This is a genomic window from Streptomyces sp. NPDC002825 (genome assembly GCF_040295385.1).
Taxonomy (GTDB): Bacteria; Actinomycetota; Actinomycetes; order Streptomycetales; family Streptomycetaceae; genus Streptomyces.
In genome coordinates this window covers 19,624-46,607 of sequence record NZ_JBEOVH010000021.1, presented here as the reverse complement: position 1 = coordinate 46,607, position 26,984 = coordinate 19,624, and the positions used below count along the sequence as shown (strand labels likewise).

Here is a 26,984-nt window from a genome sequence, read left to right as displayed (position 1 = left end):
ACTCGACCTGTTCCTCGGCCTCACGTACCAGCTCGACCACGAGCTCGCCGACGACCTCGCGAACGGCCGCCGCCTCCCCGCGTGGATGTGGGTGGCGCTCGACGGCGACCGGCTCGTCGGCCGGCTCTCCTGGTGGACGCACACGGCGGGCGCCGCACCCCAGGCGCTCGACTTCTTCGACCTGGCCCCGGAGCTGTCCGCCGAGGAGCGCGCCGAGGTCGGTCTGCGGCTCCTCGTGACCGCGACGGCCTCGGTGATCCCGAAGGGCGAGCGGCGCCCCGAGTTCGGTCGGTTCCTCCCGGCGGACTGGCGCGAGGTCCCGGAGACCCGGGCCCTCCTGGAGTCCCTGTTCTCGGTCCTGGAGCGCACGGGCGCCCGCCCGCTGGTCGAGCGGCTGCGTCTGGAGTGGCGGCCCGGCGCCCCCGTGCCGGAGGCGAAGGGCCGTCTGGAGTTCCGTCCGGTACGGGACCGGGAGGACCTCCTGGCCCTGATGACGCCGGTGATGGAGGGCACGCTCGACGCACACGGCCAGGCCGATCTGGCTTCGGGGCTTTCGGCGCGGGAGGCAGCCGAGCTGCACTACGACGAGGAGCTCGGGAACTACGCCTCGCCGCGCGAGTGGTGGCGGATCGCCCAGCTGCCGGAGACGGGCGAGCCGGTCGGCTTCGTCATCCCGGCGCGCAACAACTACCACCACACCATCGCGTACATCGGTGTGCTGCCCGCCCACCGCGGGCACGGGTACATCGACGACATCCTGGCGGAGGGGACCCGGGTCCTGTCCGCCGCCGACGTGCCCCGCATCCGGGCGGCGACCGACCTCGGGAACGTCCCGATGGCGGCGGCCTTCGCCCGTGCGGGCTACGCGGCGTTCGAGCACGCGATCAACTACGTGTGGGACGCGCCGGGCGAGTCGGGGTCCTGACTGCCAGGATGGTCGCGGTAGCCGTGCTGGAGTGACGACCGTCGACGAGGGGATTCCCGTGCTCTTCGAGGTGTGGGCGCCGAGCGCCCGTGACCGGGTGACGCTGGAGCTGAACGGCTCCGCCCACGCCCTGGACCGGGACGCGGAGCGGGACGGCTGGTGGTCGGGGGTGGTGCCCGCCGGGGACGGCGACCGGTACGGCTTCTCGCTCGACGGCGGTCCCGTACTTCCCGATCCGCGCTCGCGCCGGCTGCCCGACGGGCCCGACGGGCTGAGCGCGGTCGTCGACCACTCGGCGTACGCCTGGCGGCACGAGTCCCCGCGGCTGCGGCTGCGCGGCGCGGTCCTGTACGAGCTGCACATCGGCACCTTCACGCCGGAGGGCACGCTCGACGCGGCGGCCGCGCGGCTCGGGGAGCTGGCGGGCCTCGGCATCACCCACGTGGAGCTGATGCCGCTGTGCCCCTTCCCCGGGGTGCGGGGCTGGGGGTACGACGGGGTGGCGCCGTGGGCGGTGCACGAGCCGTACGGCGGGCCGGAGGCGCTGAAGCGGTTCACGGACGCGGCGCACGGGCTCGGCATGGGCGTGGTCCTCGACGTGGTGCACAACCACCTGGGCCCGTCGGGGAACCATCTGCCCTCCTTCGGGCCGTACTTCACGGAGACCCACCACACGCCGTGGGGCGCGGCGGTGAACCTGGACGCGCCGGGTTCGGACGAGGTGCGGGCGTACTTCCTGGGCAGCGCGCTGGCCTGGCTGCGGGACTACCGGATCGACGGGCTGCGGCTCGACGCGGTGCACGCCCTCGCCGACACGCGGGCGCTGACGTTCCTGGAGGAACTGTCCGCGGCCGTGGACGAGTTGGCGAAGGAGCAGGGCCGTCAGCACTTCCTGATCGCGGAGTCCGACCTGGCCGATCCGCGCACGACGACGCCGCGCACGCTCGGCGGTCTCGGTGTGCACGCCCAGTGGAACGACGACTTCCACCACGCCCTGCACACCGCGCTGACCGGCGAGTCCCAGGGCTACTACGGGGACTTCGCGCGCGCCCCGATCGCGGCGCTCGCCAAGACGCTGACCCGCGTCTTCTTCCACGACGGCACGTACTCCACGTTCCGGGGCCGTCACCACGGGCGTCCGGTGGACCGGGAGCGCACCCCCGCCCACCGCTTCCTGGGGTACGCGCAGACGCACGACCAGATCGGCAACCGGGCCCTCGGCGACCGCCTGTCGGCCTCCCTCTCCCCCGGTCTCCTCGCCTGCGCGGCGACGCTCGTCCTCACCGGCCCCTCGGTGCCGATGCTGTTCATGGGCGAGGAGTGGGGAGCGAGCACGCCGTGGATGTACTTCACCGACCACACGGACCCGGAGCTCGCGGAGGCCGTACGGCGGGGCCGGAAGCGGGAGTTCGCGGCGCACGGCTGGTCCGAGGACGAGGTCCCGGACCCCCAGGAGCCGGCCACCCGGGACCGCTCGGTCCTTGACCGGACCGAACGCGAGCGGGACCCGCACAAGCGGCTCCTCGCCTGGCACCGCCAGCTCATCGCGCTGCGCCGCACCCTGCCCGACCTGACGGACCCGGACCTGGGGGGCGTGAAGGTGGCCTTCGACGAGGAGGCCCGCTGGCTGGTCTTCCGGCGCGGGGACCTGCGGGTGGCGGTGAACCTGGGCAAGGAGCCGACGGTGATCCCGCTCGGCTCCAACGGCCGCGACCGGGTCCTGGCCTCCTGGGACCCGGTCGAGGCCCCGGCGTCGGACGGCCTCCTCAGCCTCCCCGGCGAGTCGGCGATCGTCCTGACGGACGGCTGACCCGGCGCCTCCCGGCAAGTGGATCGGTCGTCCGGACGGACGGCTGATCCGCTCCCCCTGGGTGGATCCATCGCCCTGACGGACCGCTGATCCGCCCGTCTCAGATGGGTGGATACTCTGCCCGTGACCACCATCTACCGCACCGAGGCGGGCCGGGAGCAGATACGGGGCTGGTGCCTCGACCGGCTCGACTCATGGCCGGTGCCGCACGAGCGGGACGTCTTCAGCGCGGGAGGCGCCGCGACGCACGCGGTGATCGCGGGCTCCCCCGGCCCGTCCGGGACGACGGTCGTCCTCGTCCCCGGCACGAACTTCAACGCCGCCGCGTCCCTGCCCCTGGCCGACGCCCTGCTCACGGCCGGCCACCGGGTCGTCCTGCTCGACGTGCCCGGCCAGCCGGGCCTGAGCTCCGGCGAACGCGGCCTCGCCAAGGGCAGGCTGGGCTGGTACGGGTCCTGGCTGCATGAGGCCGTGGCGGAGACCTGCGAGGGGCGGCCCGTCACCGTCCTCGGGCACTCGTTCGGCGCGGCGATCGCCCTGTCCGCCTCCTCGGCGCCCATCGAGCGCCTGGTCCTCGTCTCGCCCGGCGGCCTGTCCTCACTGCGTCTTCCGCCCGCGCTGCTCGCCGCCTCGGCCGCCTGGTTCCTGCGGCCCACGCCCGCCCGCAGCGCCCGGCTGCTGCGCGCGATGCTCGCGCCCGGTCATGAGCCCCGGGCGGAGCTGGTGGAGTGGATGACGCTCGTGGCCCGGCACGCCCGGTCCAGCGGGGCGCCCGGGCTCGCGGAACCGGGCGCCCGGAAGGTGCCGGTCACGGCCGTGACCGGGGAGCACGACGTGTTCCTGCCGCCGGAGCGGCTTCGGCCCGCCGTCCGCACCCGCCTCGGCGGAGGCGCGGAGCTCGGGGTCGTACCGGACGCGGGTCACCTGGTGGTGGAGGAGTTCCCGGAGCGGATCGCCGCCCTGGTGTCCCCGGGGCGGTGACTACTCGACGACGGCCATCTCGTGCGGGGTGTTGTTGAAGCGGCGGCCCCCGCCGTCCTCCGTCGCCGTGACGATGTCCTCGATGCGGACGCCGAAGCGGCCGGGGAGGTAGACGCCGGGTTCGATGGAGAAGCACATGCCGGGGACGATGGGGAGTTCCTCGCCCTCGATCATGTACGGCGGTTCGTGGGTGGTGACGCCGATGCCGTGGCCGGTGCGGTGGATGAAGTACTCGCCGTAGCCGGCGTCCGTGATGACCTTGCGGGCGGCCCGGTCGACCTCCTGGCAGGCGACGCCGGGGCGTACGGCCTCGAAGCCGGCCTGCTGGGCCTCGCGGACGAGGTCGTGGACGCGCTGCTCCTCGTCGGTGGGCTCGCCGACGTGGACGGTGCGGGTGGTGTCGGAGCCGTAGCCGTGCTTGAGGCCGCCGAAGTCGAGGACGACCATGTCGCCGCGCTCGATGACCCGGTCGCCGGCCTCGTGGTGCGGGTTGGCGCCGTTGGGGCCCGAGCCGACGACGGTGAAGTCGACCTGGGAGTGGCCGAACTCCATGAGGAGCCGGGCCAGGTCGGCGGCGACGTCGGTCTCCTTGCGGCCGGCGAAGCGGACCTTGAGGATCTCGCCGTACGCCTGGTCGGCGGCGGCTCCGGCGGCCGCGATCCGGGCCAGTTCGTGGGCGTCCTTGACGCCCCGGAGCATCGGCAGGGCCTCGGTGAGGGAGACGTACGAGGTGCCGGGGAGGGCCTGCTGGAGACCGAGGAGGTGCATGGCCCAGGCGTTGTCGCTGACGCCGAACCGGCCGGAGACGTCGAGGAGCGGGGCGGTGACGGCGTACGGGTCCTTGCCGTCGGTCCAGTCGCGCAGGGTGAGCGCGGCGGCTCCCGCGGCCTTCTCGGCGTCGGGGGCCTCCAGGGTCGGGACGACGAGGACCGGCTCCTGGCCCGCGGAGAGGACGAGCACGGTGAGCCGCTCGGTGATCGCGGTCGGCTGGTAGCCGGTGAGGTAGACCAGGTCGGGGCCGGGGGCGACGAGCACGCCCGCGAGTCCGGCGTCGGCGGCGGACTCGGCGGCGCGGGCCATCCGGGCCCGGTAGTCGTCCGCGGTGAAGGGCACGACCTGTTCGAGGGCGTCCGTGCTCGGCATGGTGGCTTCTCCTCGGCGTCTTCGTCTTCGGCTTTCTCGTCCGGTGCGACGTACAGCATCCTGCCGGGCGGGGGCGCGGGCCGCGACCGGATACCGGACGGGCGTGACCGGTTCAGCGGCGGTCGGGGCCCTGGGCGATGAGCCGTTCCAGGAGCTCCTGGAAGTCGTCGCCGACGACGATCCGCAGGTCGCCGCGCTCCTCGTCGTGCTCGCTGAGCTGCGTGAGGGTGCCGCCGCGCCACCAGAAGACGTACGGGCTGATGGCGCCGGGCACGTCCTCGTACCCGGCGGCGGCGAAGGAGGCCATCGCGCCGAGGGCCGGGATGATCGAGGTGTCGCGGATGGGGTGGAAGGCGAGCTGGTGCCGGAAGGGCAGGGCGACGAGGGCGCCGTGCTCGCCGAGCGGGACGCCCGTGACGCGCTGGACGACGCCGTCGAGGTCGAGGACGCGGCTGGCGGTGTAGAAGGAGTCGCCGAGGATGATCTCGAAGCACATGCCGTCGGCGTCGCGGACGGTCTCGTGCTCCTCGACGGGCAGTCCGCGCAGGTTGCGCAGGGCCCGGTCGCGGAGCTGCGCGTGGTCGCCGAGCCGTTCGAGGGCCTCGTCGGTGAGCATCATGACGCTCTCGGGCAGGTCGAGGGCGAGGACCTCGTAGAGCCCGGGGGCGACGGTCCTGGCGTAGCCGAAGGCGCCGGCGTCGATGCCGTCGCCGGAGACGACCCGGGGGTAGAGCTGGGCGCGGATCTGCTCGGGCGGCAGGGTGTCGAGCGCGGAGGGGCCCTCCATGGCGCGGACGACGAGGCCGATGTGGCGGTGGATCAGGCCGGGCCAGACGCGGGAGCCGCGCGGGTCCTGGTGGCAGACGGCGGCGAGGTTGCCGAGGCCGTAGCGGCGGCCCTTGTCGTCGACGACGTGGTCGGCGTAGACGGTGACCTCCAGGCCGAGTTCGGCGAAGGTCGCTCGGACCCGGCCGCGGAAGAGCGCGGCCTCCCGCTGGGAGAAGTACGCGAACTCGGGGTCCCTCGGTGCGTCGTCGCCGTCACGCCTGGGTCCTCGTCGCAGCCACCTCACACCCGTCCGCCTTCCGTCGCCGTTGCGCACAGGGTAGCGACTGCGGATGTCAGCCCTTGAGCCGTCGGGCGAACTCGGCCACCGGGCCGGACGGTTCGCCGCCCGCGCCGGACGGGAGGAGGAGTTCGGTGCGGTGCACGAGGCGCGGGGCGACCAGGGGGACGGCGGCCGCGCCGGGGACGCCCCGGGCCGCGGGCAGCGGGAGCAGCGCCAGTCCGCGCCCGGCGGCGGCGAGGGCCGCGAGGGTGCGGGTGTCGGTGCCCTCGTAGCGCAGGGCGTCGCGGAAGCCGCGTCCGGAGGGGCCGCCGTGGACGGCCCGCAGCCGGTCGAGGGAGATGCCGGCGTCGGGCGCGTCCAGCCAGCGGGCGTCGACGAGGTCGTCGAGGCGGAGCCCGGTGCGGTCGGCGAGCGGGTGGTCGTCGGGCAGGACGACGGCGAGGGGTTCCTCGGCGACGCGGGTCGCGGCGAGCGGGGCGACGTCGGCGAGCCGCAGCGGGTCGCTGGGGGCGGCGATCCCGTCGACGAGCCCGGCGTCGGCCTCGCCGGTGGCGACGGCGACGGGCACCCGCTCGCGGGGCAGGGCCCGCAGGGTGACGCCGGTGGCGGGCAGGGCGGCGAGGGTACGGGGGGTGAGGGCGAGCGGGGAGGCGGCGACGTCCAGGGTCGCGCGGGGCGCGGCGGCGAACCGGCCGAGGTCGGCGCGGGCCGCGTCGAGGCGGAGCAGCAGCGCTCCGGCGTGTTCGAGGAGCCGCTCTCCCGCGGGGGTGGGGGCGACGGGGCGCCGGGTGAGCAGGGGCAGTCCGAGGTCGCTCTCCAGGGCGGCGATGTGCTGGGAGACGGCGGACTGGGTGTAGCCGAGGTCGCGCGCGGCCTCCGAGAAGGAGGCGAGGCGGGCGACGGTGACGTAGGTGCGGAGGAGGTGCGGGTCCACGGTTCAGGACCCGAAGGGGGTCTTCAGGAGGTCCTTGGCGTAGTACGCGAGGGAGCGGTTGTAGCGGGGCAGCAGGGGCGCGAGGGCGCCGAGGGCGAGGGAGGCGGCCTCGCGGTCGCGGCCGGTGTCGGCGAGGGCGAGGGCGAGGAAGGCGTCGACGGCGCCGGACAGGGCCTGCTCGTCGGCGTCGAGCCGGTCGGCGGGGAGGGCGCGCTCGGCGGTGAGGAGTTCGACGCTGCGGTCGGGGCGGCCGAGGTTGCGCAGGCTGCTGGCGAGCTGGATGACGGCCCGTCGGCGGCGCAGCCCGGTGAGTCCGAGGTGCAGGGCACGCTCGTAGTGGACGACGGCCTGCTCGGGCATGCCGGTTGAGTCGTGGGCGGCGCCCTGCTCGAAGACGGCGGCCGGGTCGTCGTCGGGCCGCTCGGCGGCGAGGGCGGCGACGGCGGCGCGGAAGTCGGCGGGCTCGAGGTCGTCGAGGCGGTCCCAGAGCGCGGTGAGGCGGGACTCCCAGTCGTGATCGTTCGTCATGGGGCCACCCTAGCGGGGTGAGGATAAGCGTCCGTGATGGAAAGTGCAGTAATCATCGTTGGACGTGAACGGGGCCGCCCGCCCAGCATGAGGGGCATGAACTCACAGACGCACACCCCCCGGATCGCCCTGGTCGGCGACCGCTCCCCGCACGTGCGCTCGCACGTCCGCATCCCGGTCCTGCTGGACGCCCTCGCCGAGCGCGACGGGCTCGCCCTCGACGCGTACTGGATCCCGACGGCCGACGCGGAGGCCCTGGCGGCGCTGAAGGGTTTCGACGCGGTGTGGGTGCTGCCGGGCAGCCCGTACGTGAGCGAGGCGGGGGCGCTCGCGGCGATCCGTACGGCCCGCGAGGACGGCATCCCGTTCCTCGGCACCTGCGCCGGTTTCCAGCACACCCTGATCGAGTACGCGCGGGACGTCTGCGGCCTGGAGCGGGCGGCGCACGCCGAGAACGACCCGTCGGCCGACCCGGAGGACCTGCTGATCGCGCCGCTCGCCTGCTCGCTGGTGGGCCACGAGGGGGTCGTACGGGTCACCCCGGGCTCGCTCGCCGAGGAGGCGCTGGGCGCGGAGCGGACGACGGAGCGGTACCACTGCAACTACGGCTTCGACAACCGTCACATGGACACCCTGCGGGCCCACGGCCTGCGCTTCACGGGCGTGGACGAGCAGGGCGGCATCCGCATCGTGGAACTCCCCTCGCACCCCTTCTTCCTGGCGACCCTGTTCCAGCCGGAACTGGCGGGCGACGGCACCCGCCCGCACCCACTGGTCAGGGCGCTGGCGGTCGCGGCGACGGAACACGCGCGCGGGGAGCTCGCGGTGAAGGCCGCGGCGCACGCGGGGGCCGGGGCGCGCTAGGAAGGGCCGGCCGCCGGTGCGCCCGTCCCGCGCGCCGGCGGTGACGCTCGGGGCCGCACGCCGGCGGTGACGCTCGGGGCCGCACGCCGGCGGGGACGCTCAGGGCCGCACGACCAGCGCCGCCAGCACGAGAAAGCGGTTTCGGCCAAGGCGAACAACAAGCCAAAAGCCGGCGTCGAACTGGTGAAATTGTCATGGACCTGTAGCCTCCGGGGAGCGCGACCGCATCACCTGCACGGCCATGACAACTGTTCACTCCCTCACTGGAGGTGTCATTTTGGCCCCCGCAAAGACAACAGTCCCGGCGCGTCTCTCCCGCATTCTCGGCACCCTCGCCCTGGGCGTCGGCCTGGGCGTCGCCTTCGTCACGCCCGCCACGGCGGCCCCCGCACCGACGTCGGAGGGAGTGACGGTCACCAGCGCGCAGAACGTGGCCGCGGACTACCCCTGTTACGGCGTGTCCACCTCGGGGGCGACGAGCTGCTTCCAGCCCTACGGCGAGCACCTCTACACCTGCGACACCGCGGGCGACGGCCACCACCCGGGCACCTGGTACCGGATCAACGGCGGCTCGTGGCACAACGTGCAGTACAACCTCGGCAGCGGCTACTGCGCCGACCTCAACCTCTCCATCGGGGAGAGCGGCTACATCGACATCCAGGCCTGCAACTACGAGGGAAGCACGGAGCTGAACTGCAGCGGTATCCGGCGAGTCAGCGCCAACGGCTGACGAAGCGCCCGTGCGGCCCCGCCCACCCGGCGGGGCCGCACGGGTGTCCGCGGGGTCACCGACGCCCCGTCGCGAAGGCGAAGGCGTCGGCGTCGGCGTCGGCGTCGGCGTCGGCGTCGGCGTCGGCGTCGGCGTCGGCGTCGGCGTCGGCGTCGGCGAGGATGAGCGCGGTGTGCGCCGCCCGGGTGCCGTCCGGTTCAGACCCGGGGCAGCTGCCGGCCCACCAGTGCGCGCAGGCGTTCCGCCTCCTCCGGTGAGGAGAGGCCGCGCAGTGGCAGCACCTCCACGAGGAGGATGTTCGGGTCGCGGCTGAAGAGGACGAGATGGTCGCGGGTCTCGCGGTGGCCGCGGAAGACCGACCAGCGCTGGAGCAGCGACACGTGCGCGGTGTCGACGGAGATCCCGGTCCCGCTGACGGTCGCGCGGTACTCGCCCTGCCACGAGATCGTGCGCAGCGCGTGGTGGGCCTGGAGGCGGGGCATCGCCCAGATCAGGACGGCGCAGAAGACGGCGAGCACGAACGACACGGCGGAGGGCCGCCGCGAGGCCAGGCTCAGCAGGGCGCCGGCCCCGAAGAGCGCGGTGAACGCCCAGCGGACCAGGTGGAGACGGCGAAGCCGCTCGCGCGCGAGGACGCCGGTGAGGATGTCGGCCCGGGTGGGCCGGTAGGAGAGCTCGACCCGGTCCGTGTCCATGTCCATGCCCATGGACCGGGATCGTAGTGCCGGGCTAGCTCATCCTCACGACCAGGTGGGCGCGGCCCCGCCCGCGGGCCACCAGGCGGGCGTTGGCCTCGTCGGAGTCGTGGACCCAGAGCTCGGCGTACGCCCGGTCCTTGCCGAAGCGGACGTGCCGCTCGACGAGCCGCGGGATACGGCGGCGGGCGTCGAGGTCCAGGTACCAGGCCTCGTCGAGGAGCGGCAGGACCCCGGCCCAGGCGCCCTCGTCGTGCAGGAGGTAGTTGCCCTCGGTGACGACGAGCGGGACCTCGGGCGCGACGGGCACCGCCCCGGCGACGGGCTCCTCCAGGGAGCGGTCGAAGACGGGCGCGTACACGGTGGTGCCGGGGACGGGGGTACGGAGCCGGGCGAGGAGCGCGGTGTAACCGGCGGCGTCGAAGGTGTCCGGCGCGCCCTTCCGCCCGGCCCGCCCGAGCCGTTCGAGCTCGGCCTGCGCCAGATGGAACCCGTCCATCGGCACGAGCACCGCGAGCCCGTCGAGCCGGGCGACGAGCCGCGCGGCGAGCGTGGACTTCCCGGCCCCGGGCGCCCCGGCGATCCCGAGCACCCGCCGCTGCCCGTCCCCGGCGAGCCCTCGCGCGCGCCGGACGAGGCGATCGAACTCCTGCGCGTCCATGCGGGGAATTGTCGCACCGGCGCGCCGGGGGGGGTCAGCCGACGGGGACCGGCTGCGTCAGGTGGGGGGTCGAGCGGTGCAGGCCCCGGCGGTCGTAGAGGCGGGTGAAGACGAGGCCGAGGGCGAGCGACGCGGCGAAGCCGATGCCGACCATGATCCAGGCGCGGCCGAGTCCGGCGTCGGTACGGGCCCCGAAGTAGAGGATGGACCGCACGCCGTCGACGACCTGCCGGAACGGTTCGAACTCGGCCAGGAAGCGGTAGAAGTCCGGCAGGGCCTGGATCGGGATGGTGGCGCCGGCCGACGGGACGGCCAGACCGATCAGGATCAGCATGGAGACGAGCGGGCCCGGGGTGCCGAAGACGGCGAGCAGGGCCAGCGCGGTGATGCCCATGGCGGCCGTGGCGCAGGTCCCGAAGAGCCACAGCATGGGCAGGTGGGAGGCGTCGATGCCGATGACGCCGACGGCCGCGGCCATGGCGAGCGCCGAGGTCAGCATCGACAGGACGACCATGAGCGCCGAGCAGACCAGGAAGTGGTGCAGGCGGGTGGCGTGCTGGACGGGCTTGAGGACGCGGAACGGGCCCTTGTCGCTGGCGGCGTAGCCGAGGTCGGTGTCCACCTGCATGTGGATGACGTTGGCGCCGAGCATGCCGCCGAGGACGAGGACGAGCGCGTAGAAGAAGGCGCTCAGGCCGAGGCCGCTGTGCTGCCCGAGGGGGTGACCTTCCTGGATGGCGGCCTTCACCGGGTCGGCGATCATCAGCTGCGCGGCGGCACCCGGGGCCGGGGCGCTGTGCGCCGTGGCGCCCTGCGCGGCCGCACGCTGCGCGGCCGCCTGACCCAGCTGCCTGCCCACCTCCGCGGACGTGGTCGCGACGACCTTGCGGTTGATCTCGGTGGCCATGGAGGAGCCGAAGCTTCCGGCGGCGGGGTTGGTCAGCACGGTCATGGTCGGCGGGTGCGGCGTGCGCTGCGCGGGCCCGGCGAGCGCGGCCACCGAGGCGGAGAAGTCGTCGGGGATGACGAGCGCGCCGAACACCTCGCCGCGGGCGAGCAGGTCGTCGGCGGTGCGGCGGTCGACCGTCTTCCAGTCGACCTTCTCCCTGAGGTCGGCGGATCCGGTGATCTTCGCGGTGATCTGCGCGCCCAGGTCGATCCGCTTCCCGGCGACCTGGGTGCCCCTGTCCGTGTCGACGAGGGCGATCGGCAGGTCCTTCGTCGCGCCGACGGGGTCGTTGTTGGCACCCAGGTAGAGCAGGGAGAGGACGAAGGACAGCAGGCCGAGGATCACCGCCGAGGGCAGCCACACGCCACGCCGGCGCAGCAGTCCGCGGGCGCTCACGCGCAGCGGGTGGGTGGGTTCGGGCATGACGGAGCTCCGCTTCGATGGGGTGTCGCCGCTGGTCGGCGGCTCGCTAGAAACTTCCACTTTCCAGTTGAAGAGTGACACTATCGAGTAATGGTGTCCATCTGAGCCCTTGGGAGACTGATCACATGCCCGGGGAGACCGACCACCCGGAACAGCCTTCGAGCGACGAGAGTGCCCATGAAGATCTCTGACCTGAGCCGTCTGTCCGGAACGCCGGTCGGAACGATCAAGTACTACCTGCGCGAGGGGCTGCTGCCGCCCGGCCGCCCGCTCGGAGCCACGCTGACCCTGTACGGGGAAGAGCACGTCCAGCGCCTGCGCCTGATCCGCGCCCTGACCGCCCGCGGCGGGCTGTCCATCGCCGCCACCCGCGACGTCCTCGCCGCGATCGACGAGCCGCTCGACCCGCTCGCCACGCTCGGCGTCGTGCACTACGCGCTCCCGACCCCCGTCGACGCCGCCGAGACGGACGCGGTGGACGAGCAGGCGCCGCGGGTCGACGAGCTCGTGCGCGCCATGGACTGGGACGTCTCCCCGGACTCCCCGCACCGCCGCGCCCTCGCCGCGAGCCTCATGGACCTCAGCCGCCTCGGCGTCGAGTACGGCACCGGGGACCTGCTCCCCTACGCCGAGCTGGCCGCGGCCGCCGCGAAGCTCGACGTCGACCAGGTGGAGGAGCTCGACGACGCCGAGGACCGGCTCAAGCTCGCCGAGCACGCCGCCATCGTCGTCCTCCTCCTGGAACCGGTCCTGGCCCTGCTGCGTCGTATGGCCCAGGAGAACGAGACCCGCCGCCGGGCGGCGTGGGCGCGCACGCCCGAAGAGGCCGCTCCGAGCCCGCCGGCCGACCCGCGCTGACGAGCCGCGCCGACGAGGGGACGGCCCTCGCTCGCCGCTCCCCCCTGGCGAGGGGGGCGAACCTCGCGCGCCGCTCCCGCGCCGGCGAGGGGACGACCCTCGTGCGCCCCTCCCCCGGACCCTCGTTCGCGCCCGCGTCCGACAAGGGGCATCCCGCACGACAACGCGGGTCGACTCGGCTGGGTTCCCACCCTTCCGCGTATTACGTTGGGGAAATGCCGTCCATCCCACTCGTCACTCTCGTCGTCCGTGACTACGACGAGGCCATCGCCTTCTACACCGACGCCGTCGGCTTCGAGCTCGTCGAGGACACCGACCGGGGCGACGGAAGCCGCTGGGTCGTCGTCCGCCCGCGCGGCGCGGCCGGTGTCGGCGGTCTCGGCAACACCGGACTGCTCCTCGCCCGCGCCAAGAACGAGGAGCAGGAGGCCGCGGTCGGCAACCAGACCGGCGGCCGGGTCGGCTTCTTCCTCCACACGGAGGACTTCGCCGCCGACCACGAGCGCATGTCCGCGGCGGGCGTGAAGTTCCTGGAGGAGCCGCGCCACGAGCCGTACGGCTCGGTCGCCGTCTTCGAGGACCTCTACGGCAACCGCTGGGACCTCCTCCAGCCCGCCGAATAATTCGCTGTCGCCCGCGCGGCGGCGCTCCCTACACTCGCGGCACGGCGCACCGACCGGTGTGCCGTGCCGCGAGTGTCCACCGAGGAGAGCCGATCGTGCGTACGCACCGCTTCGACGTGATCCTCGCCTCTCGCCCCGGCCGGTGGCGGCTGCGCGCCCGCCATCGCCGACCCGTGACGTGACATGAACTGACGCGACGTCAGTCGTCCGGGAATCGCGCTGCCCCTTCTCCACCGCAGCAGCGAAAGGCACCACCATGCGTACCCACAGCGTCCGCAACCTCGGCATCCTCGCCCACGTCGACGCCGGCAAGACCACCGTCACCGAGCGCTTCCTCTACCTCACCGGCGCCACCCACAAGCGCGGCGAGGTCCACGACGGCACGACGGTCACCGACTTCGACCCGCAGGAGCGCGACCGGGGCATCACGATCTTCGCCGCGGCCGTCAGCTGCGACTGGGCGGGCCATCGCGTCAACCTGATCGACACCCCGGGGCACGTCGACTTCTCCGACGAGGTCGAGCGTTCGCTGCGCGTCCTCGACGGCGCCGTCGCCGTCTTCGACGCCGTCGCGGGCGTCGAGCCGCAGAGCGAGACCGTCTGGCGGCAGGCCGACCGGCACGGCGTCCCGAGGATCGCGTTCGTCAACAAGCTGGACCGCGCGGGCGCGGAACTCGACTCCGCCGTGGCGTCGATCCGGGACCGCCTCGGCACCGTCCCCCTCGCCGTCCAGCTCCCGATCGGCCGCGAGGACGGTTTCACGGGCGTCGTGGACCTGGTCGGGATGCGGGCGTACGTGTGGGCCGACGGCGCCGACGGCTTCACCGACCTGCCGGTCCCCGACGAGCTCCAGGACGAGGCCCGGCACCGCAGGCGACGCCTGGAGGAGACGGTCGCGGAGCTGCACCCCGGCGCCCTGGAGGAGTTCTGCGGGGAGGACGCGCTCTCCGCGGCGACCCTGACGGCCGCCCTCCGCGACCTCACCCTCTCCGGCGAGGCCGTGGTCGTGCTGTGCGGCTCCGCGTACCGCAACCGCGGCATCGAGCCCCTGCTCGACGCCGTCGTCGCGTACCTCCCGGCCCCGTCGGACATGCCGCCCGTACGCGGCGAGGTCCCGGCGGACCCGGAGGCGCCGTTCACCGCGCTCGCCTTCAAGGTGAGCGCGACCGCCACCGGCCGCATGACCTACCTCCGCGTCTACGCGGGCACGCTCAGGAAGGGGGACACCGTGCTCGACGCCACCACCCACCGCACCGAGCGGGTCGCCCGCATCCTGCGCGTCCAGGCCGACCGGACGACGGAGGTCGACGAGGCGCGCGCCGGTGACATCGTCGCCGTCGTCGGACCGAAGACCGCCCGCGCCGGGGCGACCCTCTGCGCGCCGGACGCGCCGGTCGTCCTCGAACCGCCGACGACCGCCGACCCGGTCGTCTCGGTCGCCGTGGAGGCCCGCCGCAGCACGGACACGGGCCGGCTCGCGACGGCCCTCGCCCGGATGACGGAGGAGGACCCGTCGCTGGTCGTGCGGTCCGACCCGGAGACGGGCCAGACCGTCCTGTCGGGTCTCGGCGAACTGCACCTGGAGGTCGCGGTGGAGAAGCTGCGGCGCGACCGGGGCCTTGAGGTCACGGTCGGCCGTCCCCAGGTCGCGTACCGGGAGACGGTGACGAAGGGCGTCACAGGCCTGCTCTACCGCCATGTCAAACAGGACGGCGGCGCGGGCCAGTTCGCCCACGTGGTCATCGACATCGAGCCGACGGACGACGAATTCGTCTTCGACTCGAAGGTCACGGGCGGCCGCGTCCCGCAGGAGTACATCCGCGCCGTCGAGGCCGGCTGCCGGGACGCCCTCGTGGAGGGCCCCCTCGGCGGTCACCCGGTGACGGGCGTCCGGGTCACGCTCACGGACGGCGCCACACATCCGAAGGACTCCTCGGAGATGGCGTTCCGGACGGCGGGCAGGTTCGCCCTGCGCGAGGCGCTCCGCGCCAGCGTGATGACCCTCCTGGAACCGGTGGCCGAGGTGACGGTCACCGTCCCCGCCGAGTCGGTCGGCTCGGTCCTCGGCGACCTCGCTGCCCGCCGGGGCCGGGTCACGGACTCGACGACCCGCTCCGGTACGGCGGTGGTGTCGGCGACGGTCCCGCTGGCCGAACTCTTCGGCTACGCGTCCCGCCTCCGCGGTCGCACCCAGGGCCGGGGCACCTTCACCACCCGGCCGGCGGGGTACGAGGCCCTCCGGGGCTGAGGTCGAGCTCGGCCCGTACGGTCTTCCCGACCGGTACGCGGTCGAGCACGGCCCACCGGCTCGCGAGCGCCTCGACGAGGAGCAGGCCGCGCCCGCCCTCGTCGAGCGGCCCCGGTGCGACGGCGGCGGGCCGCCGCTCGCCCCGGGTGTCGGAGACGTCGACCCGGAGGAGCAGCCCGGGCGTGTACGAGAGCGTCAGCTCGAAGTCGCGCCCGGGCACCCGGCCGTGGGTGACCGCGTTGGCGGCAAGCTCGGCGACGAGCAGCGCGGCGGCGTCGGAGGTCTCGGAGCCGTACGGGAGCCGCCAGCGGTCGAGTTGATGGAGAGCGAGCCGCCGGGCGAGCCGGGCGCCGCGGGGGGTCGAGCTGAAGCGCTGGGTGAACACACTTACGGTGACGACGGGTTCGCGGGTCGCGGGGGAGGTCATGGGGCCAATGTGGTGATGCCTGGGGTGAGTTGCCAGGTAGCCAACTCGTACGCTGCGCAGCGTACGGGTTCACACGCTGGACCGTACCGGTGACTATCGGTGAGCATTGATGCGGTCAGCGCGAGCACACGGGTACGGAGGTGGCGGGGTGGCGGACGAGGCTCCGAAGGGCAACGAACCGGAGACGTCGGAGAGCTTGAGGGCTTTCGGGGAAGTGGTCAAGGCCTTCCGCAGACGGGCGGGCCTGACGCAGGAGGAGTTCGCCCCGATGGTGGGCTACTCCGTCCCGATGATCGCCTCCATCGAACAGGGCCGGCGCCTGCCCTCGAAGGGGTTCGTGGAGCGGGCGGAGGATGTGCTGGACGCGTTCGGGGTGATCCGGGCGGCGGCAAAGCATCTGACGCGCAAGGCTGGCCTGGCGAAGTGGTTCGAGGGGTGGGCGGAGCTTGAGCCGCTGGCGGTGACGCTGTACACCTTCGAGAACCGGCTCGTGCCAGGCCTGTTCCAGACGCCGGGGTACGCCCGGACGCTCTTCGAGGAGCAGATCCCTGCGATGAGCGACGACAAGATCGAGTCGAACCTGATCCGGCGCATGGAGCGAACGCACATCCTCACGGAACGCCCTGAGACCATCTTCAGCTTCATCATCGAGGAACACGTACTGCGCCGTCAGGTAGGCGGCCCGGAGATCATGCGTGAGCAGCTCGACCACATCCTCGCCCTCGGCGATCGGCGCAACATCGACATCCAGGTCATGGCGCAGTCGCGCGGGTACCACGCTGGCCTCGGCGGCCCCTTGTGCCTCCTGGAGACCGAGGAGAACGCGTGGTACGCGTACTGCGAGGGCCAGGAGACCGGCCAGCTCATCGCCGACCCCAAAGTGGTCAGCATCCTCCAGCAGCGATATGCCAGGATGCGGGCACAGGCTCTGTCCGTAGAAGCATCCGTGAGCCTGCTGCGGGAGATCCGAGGAGCACTATGAGCACCACTGAACTGGTCTGGTTCAAGAGCAGCTACAGCAGCGGAAGCGGCGACAACTGCGTCGAGGTCGCCCTCTCCTGGCACAAGTCCAGCTACAGCGGCGGCAGTGGCGACAACTGCGTCGAGGTCGCCACCTGCCCCACCACCGTCCACGTCCGTGACTCCAAGCGTCCCACCGGACCCCAGCTCGCCCTCTCCCCCGCCACCTGGACGGAGTTCCTCGCCCTGCTCGGCTGAGGAAGCATCACTTCCATGTCCGTGGTTCGTAACGAGCCACGGGCAGCCGGAATTTCGGCGGCAGCACCGGTGCATCATCAGCTCGACGGCACCACATTCGAGCCATGTGACGTACACGGGGGACCACCATGCGCGCTGCCCGCACGAGCTGGAAGACGTACGCCCTGGGAGCCGCGGCCGTCGCCGCGCTGCTCTCGTCCACGGCCTGCGGGCCGACCGGTGGTACGGAGGACGGGGCCGCGACCCAGGCCCCGTCCGGTACCGCGAGCGCGACCGCCTCGACCCCGACGGAAGCTCCGAGCCCGACCGAGTCCGCGAAGCCCGGCGCGACCGAGTCGCCGAAGCCCACCGGCTCAAGCTCCGGCTCCGGCTCCGGCTCCGATGGCGGCAGCAAGGGCAAGGCCCCCGCCTGCGCCGACCCGGACGTCTCGGTCGACACGTCCTACTGGCCCCACGACTCCGGTCAGCACGTCCTGATCACGGCGACGAACGTCACCGACAAGGCGTGCACGCTCTACTTCTACCCGTTCATCTACTTCGGTCAGGAGACCGAGAACCCGCTCAGCCCGATGGAGTCGCAGCCGACGGCCGTGGCCACGATCGGGCCGAAGCAGAAGGCGTACGCGGGCGTGAAGTTGTTCCTGGGGGGCGAGAAGACGAAGACGTACGAGTCGTTCGGTATCGCCTACCAGGACCCGAGCAACAACAACGACAGCGCTCCGATCGACGTCGCGTTCTCCCAGGACGTCCAGTTCGTCACCGTCGGCCAGAAGCCGTCGGTCACGTTCTGGAACCTGGACCGCAGCGAGGTCGAGAAGTTCGTGTTCAAGGCCAGGTGAGGCGGGCGGCGGGAACACGTGTGCCAGGATGCGTGTACCTGCCCGCCACTATGGACCGGTCGCCGACGCGGTCCCCGCCCGCCGGTGCCCCGAGGAGCGACCACCCATGAGCACAACCCCCTCCGGCTACCTCTCCGAGCTGTTCTCGCTCGACGGGCGCACCGCCCTGGTCACCGGCGGCAGTTCGGGGATCGGCAAGGTCATCGCCGGCGCCCTGGCCCGGGCTGGGGCGCGTGTGGTGGTCCTGGCCCGGAAGGAGGCCGAGCTCGTGGCGACCGTCGACGAGCTGACGGCCGCCGGGTGCCGGGCGGGCTGGGTGAGCGCCGACCTGAGCACCCGGGAGGGCATCAAGGCGGGTGCGGACGCGGCGGCGGCCGTGTTCGGGGAGCCGGACATCCTGGTGAACTCGGCCGGGATCAACCTCCGTCCGCCGTTCGGCGACCTGAGCGACGAGGTGTGGGACACGACGATGACGGTGAACCTGGAGGCGCCGTTCCTGCTCGGCCGGCGCTTCGGTCCCGGCATGGCCGAGCGGGGCTTCGGCCGGATCATCCACATCACGTCTCAGCAGGCGCACCGCGCGTTCGTGCAGAGCGGGGCGTACGGGGTGTCCAAGGGCGCCCTGGAGTCGCTGGCCCGCTCGCAGGCCGAGGCCTGGTCCCCGTACGGCGTCACCGCCAACACCCTGGTCCCCGGCTTCGTGATGACCCCGCTCAACCGGCGCCTCTCCTCCGACCCCGAGAAGGTCGCCGCCCTGGCCGCCCGCACGATGGTCGGCCGCAACGGTCTCGCCGAGGACTTCGCGGGCGCGGCCGTCTTCCTGGCGAGCGCCTCCTCGGCGTACGTCACGGGCCAGTCCCTCTTCGTGGACGGCGGGTTCTCGGTCCACTGAGGGGTCATCGCCCGGGTCACGGGCGTGAAGTCGATGGAGTCGTCCCGCTGGTCGTCGTGCATCACGCGCCGACACCGGGGCGCATTCCACCGCGCGGAATCGGCCACTCGCGCCCCCGGTCGCCCTACGGTTTTCGGTCATTGTCGTCCGACCCCCTGGCGGCGCACGCGTGGACCACTTGAATGGCCTCACTCGTGTGCGAGGAACAATCGGGGGTGCACATGGATCCACTGACCGCCATCGCTGCCGCGGGCGTCGCGCTCGTCGTCAAGGGTGCTCTTGAGGCCACCGGCCAGGAAGCCGGCCGCAGCGGCTGGAACGGCGGCGCCCGGCTCGTGGAGCGGATCAGGGCGCGGTTCCGCGGGGACACGGAGGCCGAGGCCGCTCTGGAGCGCGTCACGGAGGCGCCGGACGACGAGTCCGGGCAGCAGGACCTGGAGCGGATGCTGGCGTCGCACATGCTGCGGGACCGGCAGTTCGAGGCGGACCTGCGGCGGATCGTCGACGAGGCCGTCGCCGCCGGCGGGCGGGGCGGCGCCCAGGTCAGCGCCGCGCTGATCAAGAACGCCCAGGTCTTCAACGAGAAGGTCGAGATCAAGGGCGACTGGAACGTCTCCTGACGGTGTGACCGGCGACGGCGGCGCCCGGCGCCCGCCGCGCCATGCCCTCGTGTCGTCGCGCCGCCACGTCGCCGCGCCGTCTCCCGCCGTGCCGTCATCCCTCCCGGAAGTCCGTGTGCCATGAGTGAGGAAGTCACCGCCCCGTCCGGCGGGACGAAGCCGAGCCCCGAACCCACCCCGAAGCCCCCGTCGCCCGAGCCCGAGAAGGCGACGCCGGAGAGCGAGCGGCGGGGCGCCGGACCCGAACAGGACGGTCCCGTCAGCGAGTCCGACGCGCTGCGCTCCCTCGCCGAGGGGAGCGGGACGGACGATCCCGAGCGTTCGGAGGCGCAGCGCGCGGGCGCCATCGCCGACCTGATCGCCCAGCGCCTCAGCGCCGACGCCTCCGGCACCCGGATCGGCACCCTGGCGCTCTTCAACGACACCGTCAGCTTCGGCGGCGGCTTCCACACGGACGGCGGGCGGCGGCACCGGGAGCGGCCCGCCGCGGACGAGGGCTCCGTCCTGCCGCTGGACTCGGCCGAACTGGACGACCACACCGCGCGGTTCGTCGAGCCGCCCTCGTACCGCTCCGTCCTCGGTGTGCTGCGCGAGCGGCGGTTCCTCGTCCTGACGGGTCCGTCCGGCAGCGGGCGCGAGGCCACCGCCGTCAACCTGCTCGCCGAGGCACTCGCCCTGGCGGGCGCCGACGGCGGCGGGATCTGCCACCGGCTCCTCGACGCCTCCGCGCTGCTCGCGCCCGGCTGGGAGCCGCCGGTGCCGGACAGCGGCTACCTCGCCCACGTCGAGGACGGGCCCGCGGGCGCGCACGGCTTCGACGCGCTCCCCCGGCTGCTGCCCGCCGTGGTGGCGGCCCTCAAGGCCAAGGGGTGCCATCTGGTGCTCACCGGCGGCCAGGACCTCGCCGTCGCCGTCCGCGGCGACGGCGGCACGGCGGTCGCCTCGCACGTCCTCGCGCCCGTCGACCCCCTCGCCGTCCTCGAACGGCGGGTCCTCGGGCTCGGTGCCGCCCCGGAGGCGCACACCGCGCTGCGGGCCCGGCTCGCGTCGGGCGGAGTCGTGGACACGCTCAGGGAGCTGCCGGCCGCGCGGCACGCCGCACGGCTCGCCGCCGACCTCTCCGCCGGGAGGGACGTGGCCGCCGCAGCCGCCGCGCTGCGCGACCCCAGCGACCAGGTACGGGCCTGGTTCGACCGGCACCGGAACCCGGAGGCGGTGGCGTTCGCGCTCGCCGCGGCCGCCCTGGAGGACAGCGGTTACCTCACCGTCGCCGAGGCCGCCGTGAAGCTGCGGGCCTCGCTCACCGAGCCCGGACTCGCGCCCCCGGACGTGCGGTTCAGGGACCGGCTCGGCGACGAGCAGCAGTGGATCAGGCTCGACACCACGGGCGGCGGCGCGCCCCGCGTCCGCTTCCGCAACCCGCTCCTCGGCCAGGTCGTCCTGCTCTACGCCTGGACCGGCCTCGACGGCTGGCGCGAACCCCTGCTCTCCTGGCTGCGGCAGCTCCTCGGCCACACCGACCTCGAGGTCCGGGCGCGGGCCGCGGTCGCCGCCGGCGTGCTCGCCTGGGCCGACCACCACTACGCAGTGCACCGCTACCTCACCACCTGGGCGGCCGGCGAGTCCTGGCCGCTGCGGCAGGCCGCCGCGACCGCCCTCGGCGTGGCCGGCGGCGACGAGGACTCCACCGAGGCCGTCTGGGCGCTGCTGCACGACTGGGCGCGCGGCGGCAGCTCCGCCCGCGCGCGCAGGCTGGCCGGGACGGCGGCGAACACGGCGGGCGGAATCCTGGGCCGTACCGCGCCCGCCCGGGCCGTGGCCGTGCTGCGCGACGCCCTGGACCGCGACGACGACTGGGGGACCCTGCCGTCCGTCGCCTGGGGCGGGGTGCACCTCGTCCACCAGGGGCAGGCCGGGGCGCTGCTCGCCGCCTACCTCGACTGGTCCGCGCCCCGGGACCTCTCCCCCATGGTGGTGAAGTCGCTCTCCGCCTTCGTGTTCGCGACGACCCGGCCGTACGAGCCCGGCGTCGACGGGCCCGTGGACGGGATCGCGGGGGTGCCGCTGCTGCTCAGTGGGCTGCCCGCCCACCGGGCGGCGCTCGCCGAGCTGTGGGCGCGCTCCCTGGCGCGCAAGCCCGTGCAGGACACCGCGCTCCTCGCGCTGCGCGACTGGATCGACGTCCACGCCGACCGGGCGGGGCCGTCCGCGCTCGACGCGCTCGGCGGCCTCCTCGCCGACGTCGCCCGCCGCCCCGGCTCCCACCGCGCACGGCTGCTGTGGTGGCTGGAGAAGTGGGCGCACGAGCGCGAACAGCCCTCGCGCAACGCGGCCCTGCTGCACGCCCGCCTGTCCCGTACGTCCTGAACGCACCGAAGAGGAGAAGGGAGGAACCCGTGGAGGAGCAGACCTACGACCCGGTGCTGTCCTTCGAGGAGCTGCCCAAGTGGCGGCTGACGAAGCCGGTCCGGCCGCCGGAGCCGGGGCGCGCGGTCGTCCTGGTCCGGGAGAGCGGCACGTCGCTGACGATCCGCAGCGGCGAGGAGATCCCGTCCTCGCGCTTCGGCGCGTACAGCGGCATGTTCACGGTCGACCTGACCGAGCACCGGCTGATCCTGGACATCCCGCTGCTCAGCCGTGACCCCACCTTCTCCTTCCGCAGCCGCATCGACCTGGTCTGCCGGGTCGCGGACCCCGCGCAGGTGGTGGCCCGCGGCATCCGGGACATGAGCGGCGCGCTCTTCGGTCACCTGCGCAAGACGCTCCGCGAGGTCGCGCGGGAGTACGACATCGCCGAGTTCCACCAGGCCGAGCGGGCGCTGAACGGGGCGATGGCCGGGTTCACCGGCGACGACGCGATCCGCCTGCGGAACGTGCAGGTCGAACTCCTCGTCGACGAGGACGAGATCGCCACCAGCGGCCGCGAGTTCCGGGACGTCGTACGGGAGACCCGGCTCGCCGGCATGCGGCGCGGACGCCACCTCGACATGATCCGCGAGGAGGGCCTCGACGGCCTCATCGCCGAGATCATGGAGAAGGAGGGGCCGCGGGCCGCGCTCACCTGGATCGAGAAGAACGAGGCCGAGAAGCGCGAGGTGAAGCGCGAGATCATGCGCCTCGTCCTGGAGCGCGGCGACGCGGACCGCGAACCCTTCGAGCAGGCCGAGCTGGAGCGCACCGTCCTGGAGGAGGTGCTGCGCGAGAGCGACGGCCTGTTCGACGGCGCCGCCCGGCGGGGCCGGCTGCGCGGCTCCCTGGCGCGCGCCATCGAACCCGCTCCGGAGCCGGCTCCGGAACCCTCCTACGAGGAGCCCGGCCCCCGGCGGCTGCGGGGCGAGGTGATCCGGGAGGACCGCCCGCGGCCCCGGCCCCGGTCCGGACCGTCGTACGGGTCGCCCACGGGGTCGCCGTACGGACCGTCGTCCGGGTCGCCGTCGGGATCGTCGTCCCGGTCCGCGACGCGCTCGGGGTCGCCTTCCGGGCCGCCCGAGGACGAGCCGCTGCCGGAGAGCCGGGGCGCGTACTCCGGGGGCGGTGACGACTCCCGGGGGTACACGCCGCCGAAGGCCCGTCCCGCCGAGGCCCCTCCCGCCGAGGCCCGTCGCGCCGAGGCCCCCGCGGAGCCGCCGGCGCCCCGGGTCAGCAGGGTGCGGGGCGCCACCAGACGGAGCACCCCCGACCGGGACACCCCCACGCGTGACCCCAAGCGTGACACCCCCGGCCGCGGACACGACAAGGAGCACTGATGGCCGACCACGAGCGCAGGGCCCGGCACGCCGTCTCCTCGCATGCGCACCCGCACGGTGCCGGGAAGCCCCCCGTCGGGCCCGTGGGGCCGCCGCCGCCCCCGGGACCCCCCGGCCCGCCGCCCCCCGTGGCGCCGCTCGGACCGCCGCCCCCGCCGGCGGGACCCCCCTCCCCCGGCGCGCTGCGGCAGCCCTCGCCCTCGGCGGGCTTCGTGGGCCCGTCGGCTCCGTCGGTCCCCCGCGCGGACCCCGCCCCCGTATCGGCGGAGTCCCCGGTGCGGCCGGCGCCGCCGCCCCAGGCCATCTGGTCGACCGAGGGCGCCGCGCGCGGCGTCCAGGCGCTCTCGGTGTGGACCGAGCGGGTCCACGGCCACGGCGAGGACGCCGAACCCTTCGTCGCCCACCACTGGCGCACCGACCAGGGCCTCGTCGCCGTGTTCGACGGCTCGGGCGGCGCGGGCGCGGCCCCCGTCTGGCAGGACGAGGACGGCGTCTCGCACACCGGGGCCTGGGTCGGCGCCCGGATCGCCCGCCTCGCCACGGACTGCTGGTTCCGCGAGGTCGCCCAGGACAACGAACCGCTCGGCCCGGACAGCCTGCACGAGTACCTCTCCTGGTTCCTGGCCAAGGCCCCGCAGCGGCGCAGCAAGATCGGCGGCACCATGCGCCGCCAGCTGCCCACCACCCTCGCGGCGGTCCACTACCGGGTGCGCAAGACCGACTGGAGGGTCGAGCTGCGGCCGCTGTGGGCGGGCGACTCACGCGCGTACGTGCTCACCGCGACGGACGGGCTGCAGGTCCTCACCCGGGACCACACGCGCGAGAGCGACGCCCTCGAGCTGCTGCGCACCGATCCGCCGATGACCAACGTGGTCTGCGCGGACCGGGAGTTCACCGTCGACACCCACGACCTCGCCGCCTTCCCGCTGCCGTGCGTCCTCGTCGCCGCGACCGACGGCTACTTCGGTTACGTGGACACGCCCGCCGACTTCGAGCACCTGCTCCTGAGCACCCTGGGCAAGGCGAGCAACGAGTCCGAATGGGCCGACCTGCTGCGCCGCGAGGTGCAGGGCTACACGGGCGACGACGCCTCGCTCGCCCTGGTCGCCCTCGGCCACACGGACTTCCGTGCCTTGCGCGACGCCTTCGAGCGGCGCTACCGGGAACTGGCCGAGCTCCTCCAGCGGGACCGCCCGGCCGTCCTGGACCGCACCTCCGCCCGCCCGGGCGACGCGGGAGCACCGGGCGCGGCCCCGGCGGACCCGCGCGAGACCCATGCCCGCATCCGCGCCTGGCAGGACCAGAGCTGGCAGGCGTACCGCAGCGGCTACGAGACCCATCTGCCGCCCGCATCCGAGGAGCACCGATGAAGAAGGGCGACACGATCGCGGGCTACCGCATCGTCACCGACCCCACCAACGCCAACGGGGGCAAGTGCATCTGGGCCTTCGCCGAGCGGGACGGACACCAGTACTTCATCAAGCAGTTCCTTGAGCCGAAGCGCCCCAAGGACGACGCCGCCGACTCCAAGAGCGTACGGATCCGCCGCGAGGTCGCCCGCGAGTTCGAGGACCGGCACCGCACGATCATGAAGCGGCTGCGCGCGGACCGGCTCGACGGCGGCAACATCGTCCTCGCCAGGGACTTCTTCTACGAGGGCAGCACGTACTACAAGGTCACCGAGCGGATCGACACCTCCAGCCTGGACCGGCCGCAGGCGCTTGAGCCGAACCAGAAGGCGGTGCTGCTCAAGACGCTCGGCGCCAGCGTGAAGATGCTGCACGAGTTCGGGATCGTGCACGGCGACCTCAAGCCGCTGAACGTCCTGATCCAGAAGCGGGAGGGCGCCGCCTTCCACGTCGCCAAGCTGATCGACTTCGACGACTCGTACGAGTCCGGGGCGCCGCCGAAGCCGGAGGACATCTCCGGCGACTCGGCGTACGGCGCGCCCGAGTGGCGCCGCTACCTCCAGGAGGACGGCGGGACCGGCCCGAAGGACCTCACCTGCGCCGTCGACATCTTCGCGCTCGGGCTGATGACCCATCTGTACGTGACGGGTGAACTCCCCTCGCACGACGCGCGGTTCGGTTCGCCCTCGGACGCGGTGAACGCCGGGGAGGAACTCCGGCTCGACCCGCGGCTCTCCGACGAACTGCTCGGCCTCATCCGCCGGATGACGGCCGCCGACCCCCGCGCACGCCCCGGGATCGGAGTCTTCCTGGAGACGCTCGCCGACTCCGGGGTGTGCACGCTCCAGCACCGCAGGCCCGGCACGACGGCACCGCGCGCCACCGCACCGGGCGGCGCCACCGCGCCGGGCGCCACGAAACCGCCGGCCCCGCGGCCGGCGCCCGGGGCCGCGCCCGCGCCGAAGGTCAGCCGGGTGCGGTTCGGGACCCGGAAGGAGCGGCCGGCGCCGACGCCTCCGCCCGCCGAGACGCCCCCGCCCCCCGCACCGGAGCCGGCGCCCGCCCCACCGTCCACCCCCGCACCCGCGCCGGGCGTGTCCCGGGTCCGCATCAACCTCGGCGGCCGCGGCGGCGACCGCCGCACCCCCTGACAGGAGAACGCTTCATGACCGACGCCCACGGGCAGTACCAGGGCAATCTGCAGTACGCCGTCGACATCGCCCTCTGCATCGACGCGACCGGCAGCATGTACCCCGTCCTCGACACCGTGAAGTCGAGCGCCCTCCAGTTCCACCAGCGGCTGGACGACGTCATGGCGAAGAAGGGCAAGTCCATCAGCCAGCTGCGGCTGAAGGTCATCGCCTTCCGCGACTTCGGCGACGACCCGTCCAACGCCATCGAGGAGACCGACTTCCTCCACCTCCCGGCGCAGGCGCGGGAGTTCGAGCAGTTCGTCGCCGCGATCGACGCGACCGGCGGCGGAGACATCCCCGAGTCCGGTCTCGAAGCCCTCGCCCTGGCGATCAACTCCCCCTGGGAGACCGGGCTCGACCGGCGCCGCCACGTCATCGTGATGTTCACCGACGCGCCCGCCCACGCCCTCGGCACGGTCGGCGCCGACGCGCACACCTACCCCCGGCACATCCCGCGCAGCCTGGACGACCTGTTCGAGCAGTGGGGGTACGCGCGCAGCCAGACCTCCGTGATGGAGCAGTCCGCCAAGCGCCTGGTGCTCTTCGCACCGGAGGAGGCCCCCTGGTCGGACCCGATCGCCGAGGAGTGGGACCTCACCCTGCACTTCGCCTCCAAGGCGGGCGAGGGTCTGGAGGAGTTCGAGATGGACGAGATCATCGAGACGATCGCGAACAGCCTGTGATCCTGGCCTGGGACGGTTTCCGCGTGGAGTCGACCCCGGCGGGCCTGGAGTTCTCGTGGCCCGGCGGGGGCGTCTTCGAGGTGCAGTCGGCGCACTGCGTCTCGGCCTCGCTGCACCCCTCGGACGACCGGGAGGGCCGGCGGCTGGTCTTCGAGTTCGCCTTCCGGGGCGGCGCGCCGACCGAGTCGGCGCTCGCCCTGCGCGCGGAGGTGCCGCCGGGCCGGCTGGAGGACGCCGAGCGGTTCGTCGACGCGCTCTGGTCCGAGCACTCGATCCCGGACCATCCGGCGTCCGGGACGAAGCGGCACGAGGGCCCGGCCGTCGTGGCGGTGGCCCCGGCGGCACCCGCGCCCGCGCCTGCGCCCGTCCCCGTACCGGCACCCGCTCCTTCTGCCGGCGAGGCGGTCCTGGAGCGGGTGCCCGAGGGGCGTGACTGGATCGTCAGCCCGGTGGGGCCACGCTCGGAGGAACTGTTCCGGGACGTGATGGCGCGCCCCGACCTCGGCGACAACTGAC

The 26,984-nt window shown here is 73.7% G+C and carries 27 protein-coding genes; 19 read left to right on the top strand and 8 right to left on the bottom strand.

Going from position 1 to position 26,984, the window contains the following annotated elements:
• Positions 1 to 7 precede the first annotated feature (7 nt).
• The 3 genes from ABT041_RS24770 to ABT041_RS24760 all read left to right on the top strand — a co-directional run bounded on the left by ABT041_RS24770 (position 8) and on the right by ABT041_RS24760 (position 3,716).
• Positions 8 to 925 (top strand): GNAT family N-acetyltransferase, encoded by a 918-nt coding sequence (locus ABT041_RS24770; RefSeq protein ID WP_351188061.1) that lies wholly within the window; start codon positions 8 to 10, stop codon positions 923 to 925.
• A gap of 58 nt (positions 926 to 983) precedes the next feature.
• Positions 984 to 2,735, top strand: a complete 1,752-nt coding sequence (gene treZ / locus ABT041_RS24765; RefSeq protein WP_351188059.1) for a malto-oligosyltrehalose trehalohydrolase — start codon at positions 984 to 986, stop codon at positions 2,733 to 2,735.
• Positions 2,736 to 2,858: 123 nt separating this feature from the next.
• Complete coding sequence (locus ABT041_RS24760; protein ID WP_351187907.1) at positions 2,859 to 3,716, top strand: alpha/beta fold hydrolase; 858 nt, start codon at positions 2,859 to 2,861, stop codon at positions 3,714 to 3,716.
• On the opposite strand, the gene ABT041_RS24755 is transcribed toward ABT041_RS24760, so the two are convergent.
• The 4 genes from ABT041_RS24755 to ABT041_RS24740 form a co-directional block, all read right to left on the bottom strand.
• Positions 3,717 to 4,859, bottom strand: coding sequence for an aminopeptidase P family protein (locus ABT041_RS24755; RefSeq protein ID WP_351187905.1), 1,143 nt, complete (start codon positions 4,857 to 4,859; stop codon positions 3,717 to 3,719).
• Positions 4,860 to 4,971: 112 nt separating this feature from the next.
• The gene (locus ABT041_RS24750; protein WP_351187903.1) at positions 4,972 to 5,931 is read right to left on the bottom strand and encodes a DUF1444 domain-containing protein; all 960 of its coding nucleotides are present in this window, start codon (positions 5,929 to 5,931) and stop codon (positions 4,972 to 4,974) included.
• 49 nt (positions 5,932 to 5,980) lie between these two features.
• The gene (locus ABT041_RS24745; protein ID WP_351187901.1) at positions 5,981 to 6,862 is read right to left on the bottom strand and encodes a LysR family transcriptional regulator; all 882 of its coding nucleotides are present in this window, start codon (positions 6,860 to 6,862) and stop codon (positions 5,981 to 5,983) included.
• Positions 6,863 to 6,865: 3 nt separating this feature from the next.
• The gene (locus ABT041_RS24740; RefSeq protein WP_351187899.1) at positions 6,866 to 7,390 is read right to left on the bottom strand and encodes a tetratricopeptide repeat protein; all 525 of its coding nucleotides are present in this window, start codon (positions 7,388 to 7,390) and stop codon (positions 6,866 to 6,868) included.
• A 96-nt stretch (positions 7,391 to 7,486) separates the two neighbouring features.
• Here ABT041_RS24740 and ABT041_RS24735 point away from each other — a divergent pair, with 96 nt between their 5' ends.
• A complete protein-coding gene (locus ABT041_RS24735) occupies positions 7,487 to 8,254 on the top strand; it encodes a CTP synthase C-terminal region-related (seleno)protein (RefSeq protein ID WP_351187897.1) in 768 nt (255 codons plus the stop codon).
• A gap of 277 nt (positions 8,255 to 8,531) precedes the next feature.
• A complete protein-coding gene (locus tag ABT041_RS24730; RefSeq protein ID WP_351187895.1) occupies positions 8,532 to 8,984 on the top strand; it encodes a hypothetical protein in 453 nt (150 codons plus the stop codon).
• A 197-nt stretch (positions 8,985 to 9,181) separates the two neighbouring features.
• Here ABT041_RS24730 and ABT041_RS24725 read toward each other — a convergent pair whose 3' ends face one another.
• Genes ABT041_RS24725 through ABT041_RS24715 form a run of 3 tightly spaced genes read right to left on the bottom strand, consistent with a single transcriptional unit; the run spans position 9,182 to position 11,712 of the window.
• Positions 9,182 to 9,691 (bottom strand): YcxB family protein, encoded by a 510-nt coding sequence (locus ABT041_RS24725; protein WP_351187893.1) that lies wholly within the window; start codon positions 9,689 to 9,691, stop codon positions 9,182 to 9,184.
• Between the two features lie 22 nt (positions 9,692 to 9,713).
• Positions 9,714 to 10,340 (bottom strand): nucleoside/nucleotide kinase family protein, encoded by a 627-nt coding sequence (locus ABT041_RS24720; protein WP_351187891.1) that lies wholly within the window; start codon positions 10,338 to 10,340, stop codon positions 9,714 to 9,716.
• Between the two features lie 34 nt (positions 10,341 to 10,374).
• The gene (locus tag ABT041_RS24715; RefSeq protein ID WP_351187889.1) at positions 10,375 to 11,712 is read right to left on the bottom strand and encodes a YhgE/Pip domain-containing protein; all 1,338 of its coding nucleotides are present in this window, start codon (positions 11,710 to 11,712) and stop codon (positions 10,375 to 10,377) included.
• 177 nt (positions 11,713 to 11,889) lie between these two features.
• Between ABT041_RS24715 and ABT041_RS24710 the strand changes: the two genes are divergently transcribed.
• The 3 genes from ABT041_RS24710 (at position 11,890) to fusA (ending at position 15,441) form a co-directional block, all read left to right on the top strand.
• Positions 11,890 to 12,570, top strand: coding sequence for a MerR family transcriptional regulator (locus tag ABT041_RS24710; RefSeq protein WP_351187887.1), 681 nt, complete (start codon positions 11,890 to 11,892; stop codon positions 12,568 to 12,570).
• A gap of 215 nt (positions 12,571 to 12,785) precedes the next feature.
• Positions 12,786 to 13,193 carry a VOC family protein gene (locus ABT041_RS24705; RefSeq protein ID WP_351187885.1) on the top strand — a complete coding sequence of 136 codons (408 nt, stop codon included), beginning with the start codon at positions 12,786 to 12,788 and terminating at the stop codon, positions 13,191 to 13,193.
• Positions 13,194 to 13,449: 256 nt separating this feature from the next.
• The gene (gene fusA, locus ABT041_RS24700) at positions 13,450 to 15,441 is read left to right on the top strand and encodes an elongation factor G (RefSeq protein ID WP_351187883.1); all 1,992 of its coding nucleotides are present in this window, start codon (positions 13,450 to 13,452) and stop codon (positions 15,439 to 15,441) included.
• Here fusA and ABT041_RS24695 read toward each other — a convergent pair.
• On the bottom strand, positions 15,401 to 15,868 hold the full coding sequence (locus tag ABT041_RS24695; protein WP_351187881.1) for an ATP-binding protein: 468 nt from the start codon (positions 15,866 to 15,868) through the stop codon (positions 15,401 to 15,403). The genes fusA and ABT041_RS24695 overlap by 41 nt on opposite strands.
• 109 nt (positions 15,869 to 15,977) lie before the next feature.
• On the opposite strand from ABT041_RS24695, the gene ABT041_RS24690 reads away from it, so the two are divergent.
• The 11 genes from ABT041_RS24690 (at position 15,978) to ABT041_RS24640 (ending at position 26,983) form a co-directional block, all read left to right on the top strand.
• Positions 15,978 to 16,850, top strand: coding sequence for a helix-turn-helix domain-containing protein (locus ABT041_RS24690; RefSeq protein ID WP_502976587.1), 873 nt, complete (start codon positions 15,978 to 15,980; stop codon positions 16,848 to 16,850).
• Positions 16,847 to 17,086 carry a DUF397 domain-containing protein gene (locus ABT041_RS24685; RefSeq protein ID WP_351187877.1) on the top strand — a complete coding sequence of 80 codons (240 nt, stop codon included), beginning with the start codon at positions 16,847 to 16,849 and terminating at the stop codon, positions 17,084 to 17,086. Before ABT041_RS24690 ends, ABT041_RS24685 begins: the two co-directional genes overlap by 4 nt.
• A gap of 128 nt (positions 17,087 to 17,214) precedes the next feature.
• The gene (locus ABT041_RS24680) at positions 17,215 to 17,925 is read left to right on the top strand and encodes a DUF4232 domain-containing protein (protein WP_351187875.1); all 711 of its coding nucleotides are present in this window, start codon (positions 17,215 to 17,217) and stop codon (positions 17,923 to 17,925) included.
• A gap of 106 nt (positions 17,926 to 18,031) precedes the next feature.
• Positions 18,032 to 18,817, top strand: a complete 786-nt coding sequence (locus tag ABT041_RS24675; protein WP_351187873.1) for an SDR family NAD(P)-dependent oxidoreductase — start codon at positions 18,032 to 18,034, stop codon at positions 18,815 to 18,817.
• 221 nt (positions 18,818 to 19,038) lie between these two features.
• Positions 19,039 to 19,437: a hypothetical protein gene (locus tag ABT041_RS24670; protein WP_351187871.1), complete on the top strand. Its 399-nt coding sequence runs from the start codon at positions 19,039 to 19,041 to the stop codon at positions 19,435 to 19,437.
• A 120-nt stretch (positions 19,438 to 19,557) separates the two neighbouring features.
• Entirely contained in the window at positions 19,558 to 21,804 is a 2,247-nt protein-coding gene (locus tag ABT041_RS24665; RefSeq protein ID WP_351187869.1) for a hypothetical protein, read from the top strand.
• Positions 21,805 to 21,833: 29 nt separating this feature from the next.
• Positions 21,834 to 23,183: a hypothetical protein gene (locus ABT041_RS24660; RefSeq protein WP_351187867.1), complete on the top strand. Its 1,350-nt coding sequence runs from the start codon at positions 21,834 to 21,836 to the stop codon at positions 23,181 to 23,183.
• Positions 23,184 to 23,458: 275 nt separating this feature from the next.
• Entirely contained in the window at positions 23,459 to 24,553 is a 1,095-nt protein-coding gene (locus ABT041_RS24655) for a serine/threonine protein phosphatase (RefSeq protein WP_351187865.1), read from the top strand.
• Positions 24,550 to 25,743, top strand: coding sequence for a protein kinase domain-containing protein (locus ABT041_RS24650; RefSeq protein ID WP_351187863.1), 1,194 nt, complete (start codon positions 24,550 to 24,552; stop codon positions 25,741 to 25,743). Before ABT041_RS24655 ends, ABT041_RS24650 begins: the two co-directional genes overlap by 4 nt.
• 14 nt (positions 25,744 to 25,757) lie before the next feature.
• Entirely contained in the window at positions 25,758 to 26,468 is a 711-nt protein-coding gene (locus tag ABT041_RS24645) for a vWA domain-containing protein (RefSeq protein ID WP_351187861.1), read from the top strand.
• Positions 26,469 to 26,491: 23 nt separating this feature from the next.
• Complete coding sequence (locus ABT041_RS24640; RefSeq protein ID WP_351187859.1) at positions 26,492 to 26,983, top strand: hypothetical protein; 492 nt, start codon at positions 26,492 to 26,494, stop codon at positions 26,981 to 26,983.
• The last annotated feature ends 1 nt before the right edge of the window (position 26,984 follow it).

Coding starts and splice junctions, on each gene's coding strand:
- ABT041_RS24755 (WP_351187905.1), bottom strand. CDS start 4,859: ATGCCGAGCACGGACGCCCTCGAACAGGTCGTGCCCTTCACCGCGGAC.
- ABT041_RS24740 (WP_351187899.1), bottom strand. CDS start 7,390: ATGACGAACGATCACGACTGGGAGTCCCGCCTCACCGCGCTCTGGGAC.
- ABT041_RS24735 (WP_351187897.1), top strand. CDS start 7,487: ATGAACTCACAGACGCACACCCCCCGGATCGCCCTGGTCGGCGACCGC.
- ABT041_RS24725 (WP_351187893.1), bottom strand. CDS start 9,691: ATGGGCATGGACATGGACACGGACCGGGTCGAGCTCTCCTACCGGCCC.
- ABT041_RS24720 (WP_351187891.1), bottom strand. CDS start 10,340: ATGGACGCGCAGGAGTTCGATCGCCTCGTCCGGCGCGCGCGAGGGCTC.
- ABT041_RS24715 (WP_351187889.1), bottom strand. CDS start 11,712: ATGCCCGAACCCACCCACCCGCTGCGCGTGAGCGCCCGCGGACTGCTG.
- ABT041_RS24710 (WP_351187887.1), top strand. CDS start 11,890: ATGAAGATCTCTGACCTGAGCCGTCTGTCCGGAACGCCGGTCGGAACG.
- ABT041_RS24705 (WP_351187885.1), top strand. CDS start 12,786: ATGCCGTCCATCCCACTCGTCACTCTCGTCGTCCGTGACTACGACGAG.
- fusA (WP_351187883.1), top strand. CDS start 13,450: ATGCGTACCCACAGCGTCCGCAACCTCGGCATCCTCGCCCACGTCGAC.
- ABT041_RS24695 (WP_351187881.1), bottom strand. CDS start 15,868: ATGACCTCCCCCGCGACCCGCGAACCCGTCGTCACCGTAAGTGTGTTC.
- ABT041_RS24690 (WP_502976587.1), top strand. CDS start 15,978: ATGCGGTCAGCGCGAGCACACGGGTACGGAGGTGGCGGGGTGGCGGAC.
- ABT041_RS24685 (WP_351187877.1), top strand. CDS start 16,847: ATGAGCACCACTGAACTGGTCTGGTTCAAGAGCAGCTACAGCAGCGGA.
- ABT041_RS24680 (WP_351187875.1), top strand. CDS start 17,215: ATGCGCGCTGCCCGCACGAGCTGGAAGACGTACGCCCTGGGAGCCGCG.
- ABT041_RS24675 (WP_351187873.1), top strand. CDS start 18,032: ATGAGCACAACCCCCTCCGGCTACCTCTCCGAGCTGTTCTCGCTCGAC.
- ABT041_RS24670 (WP_351187871.1), top strand. CDS start 19,039: ATGGATCCACTGACCGCCATCGCTGCCGCGGGCGTCGCGCTCGTCGTC.
- ABT041_RS24665 (WP_351187869.1), top strand. CDS start 19,558: ATGAGTGAGGAAGTCACCGCCCCGTCCGGCGGGACGAAGCCGAGCCCC.
- ABT041_RS24650 (WP_351187863.1), top strand. CDS start 24,550: ATGAAGAAGGGCGACACGATCGCGGGCTACCGCATCGTCACCGACCCC.
- ABT041_RS24645 (WP_351187861.1), top strand. CDS start 25,758: ATGACCGACGCCCACGGGCAGTACCAGGGCAATCTGCAGTACGCCGTC.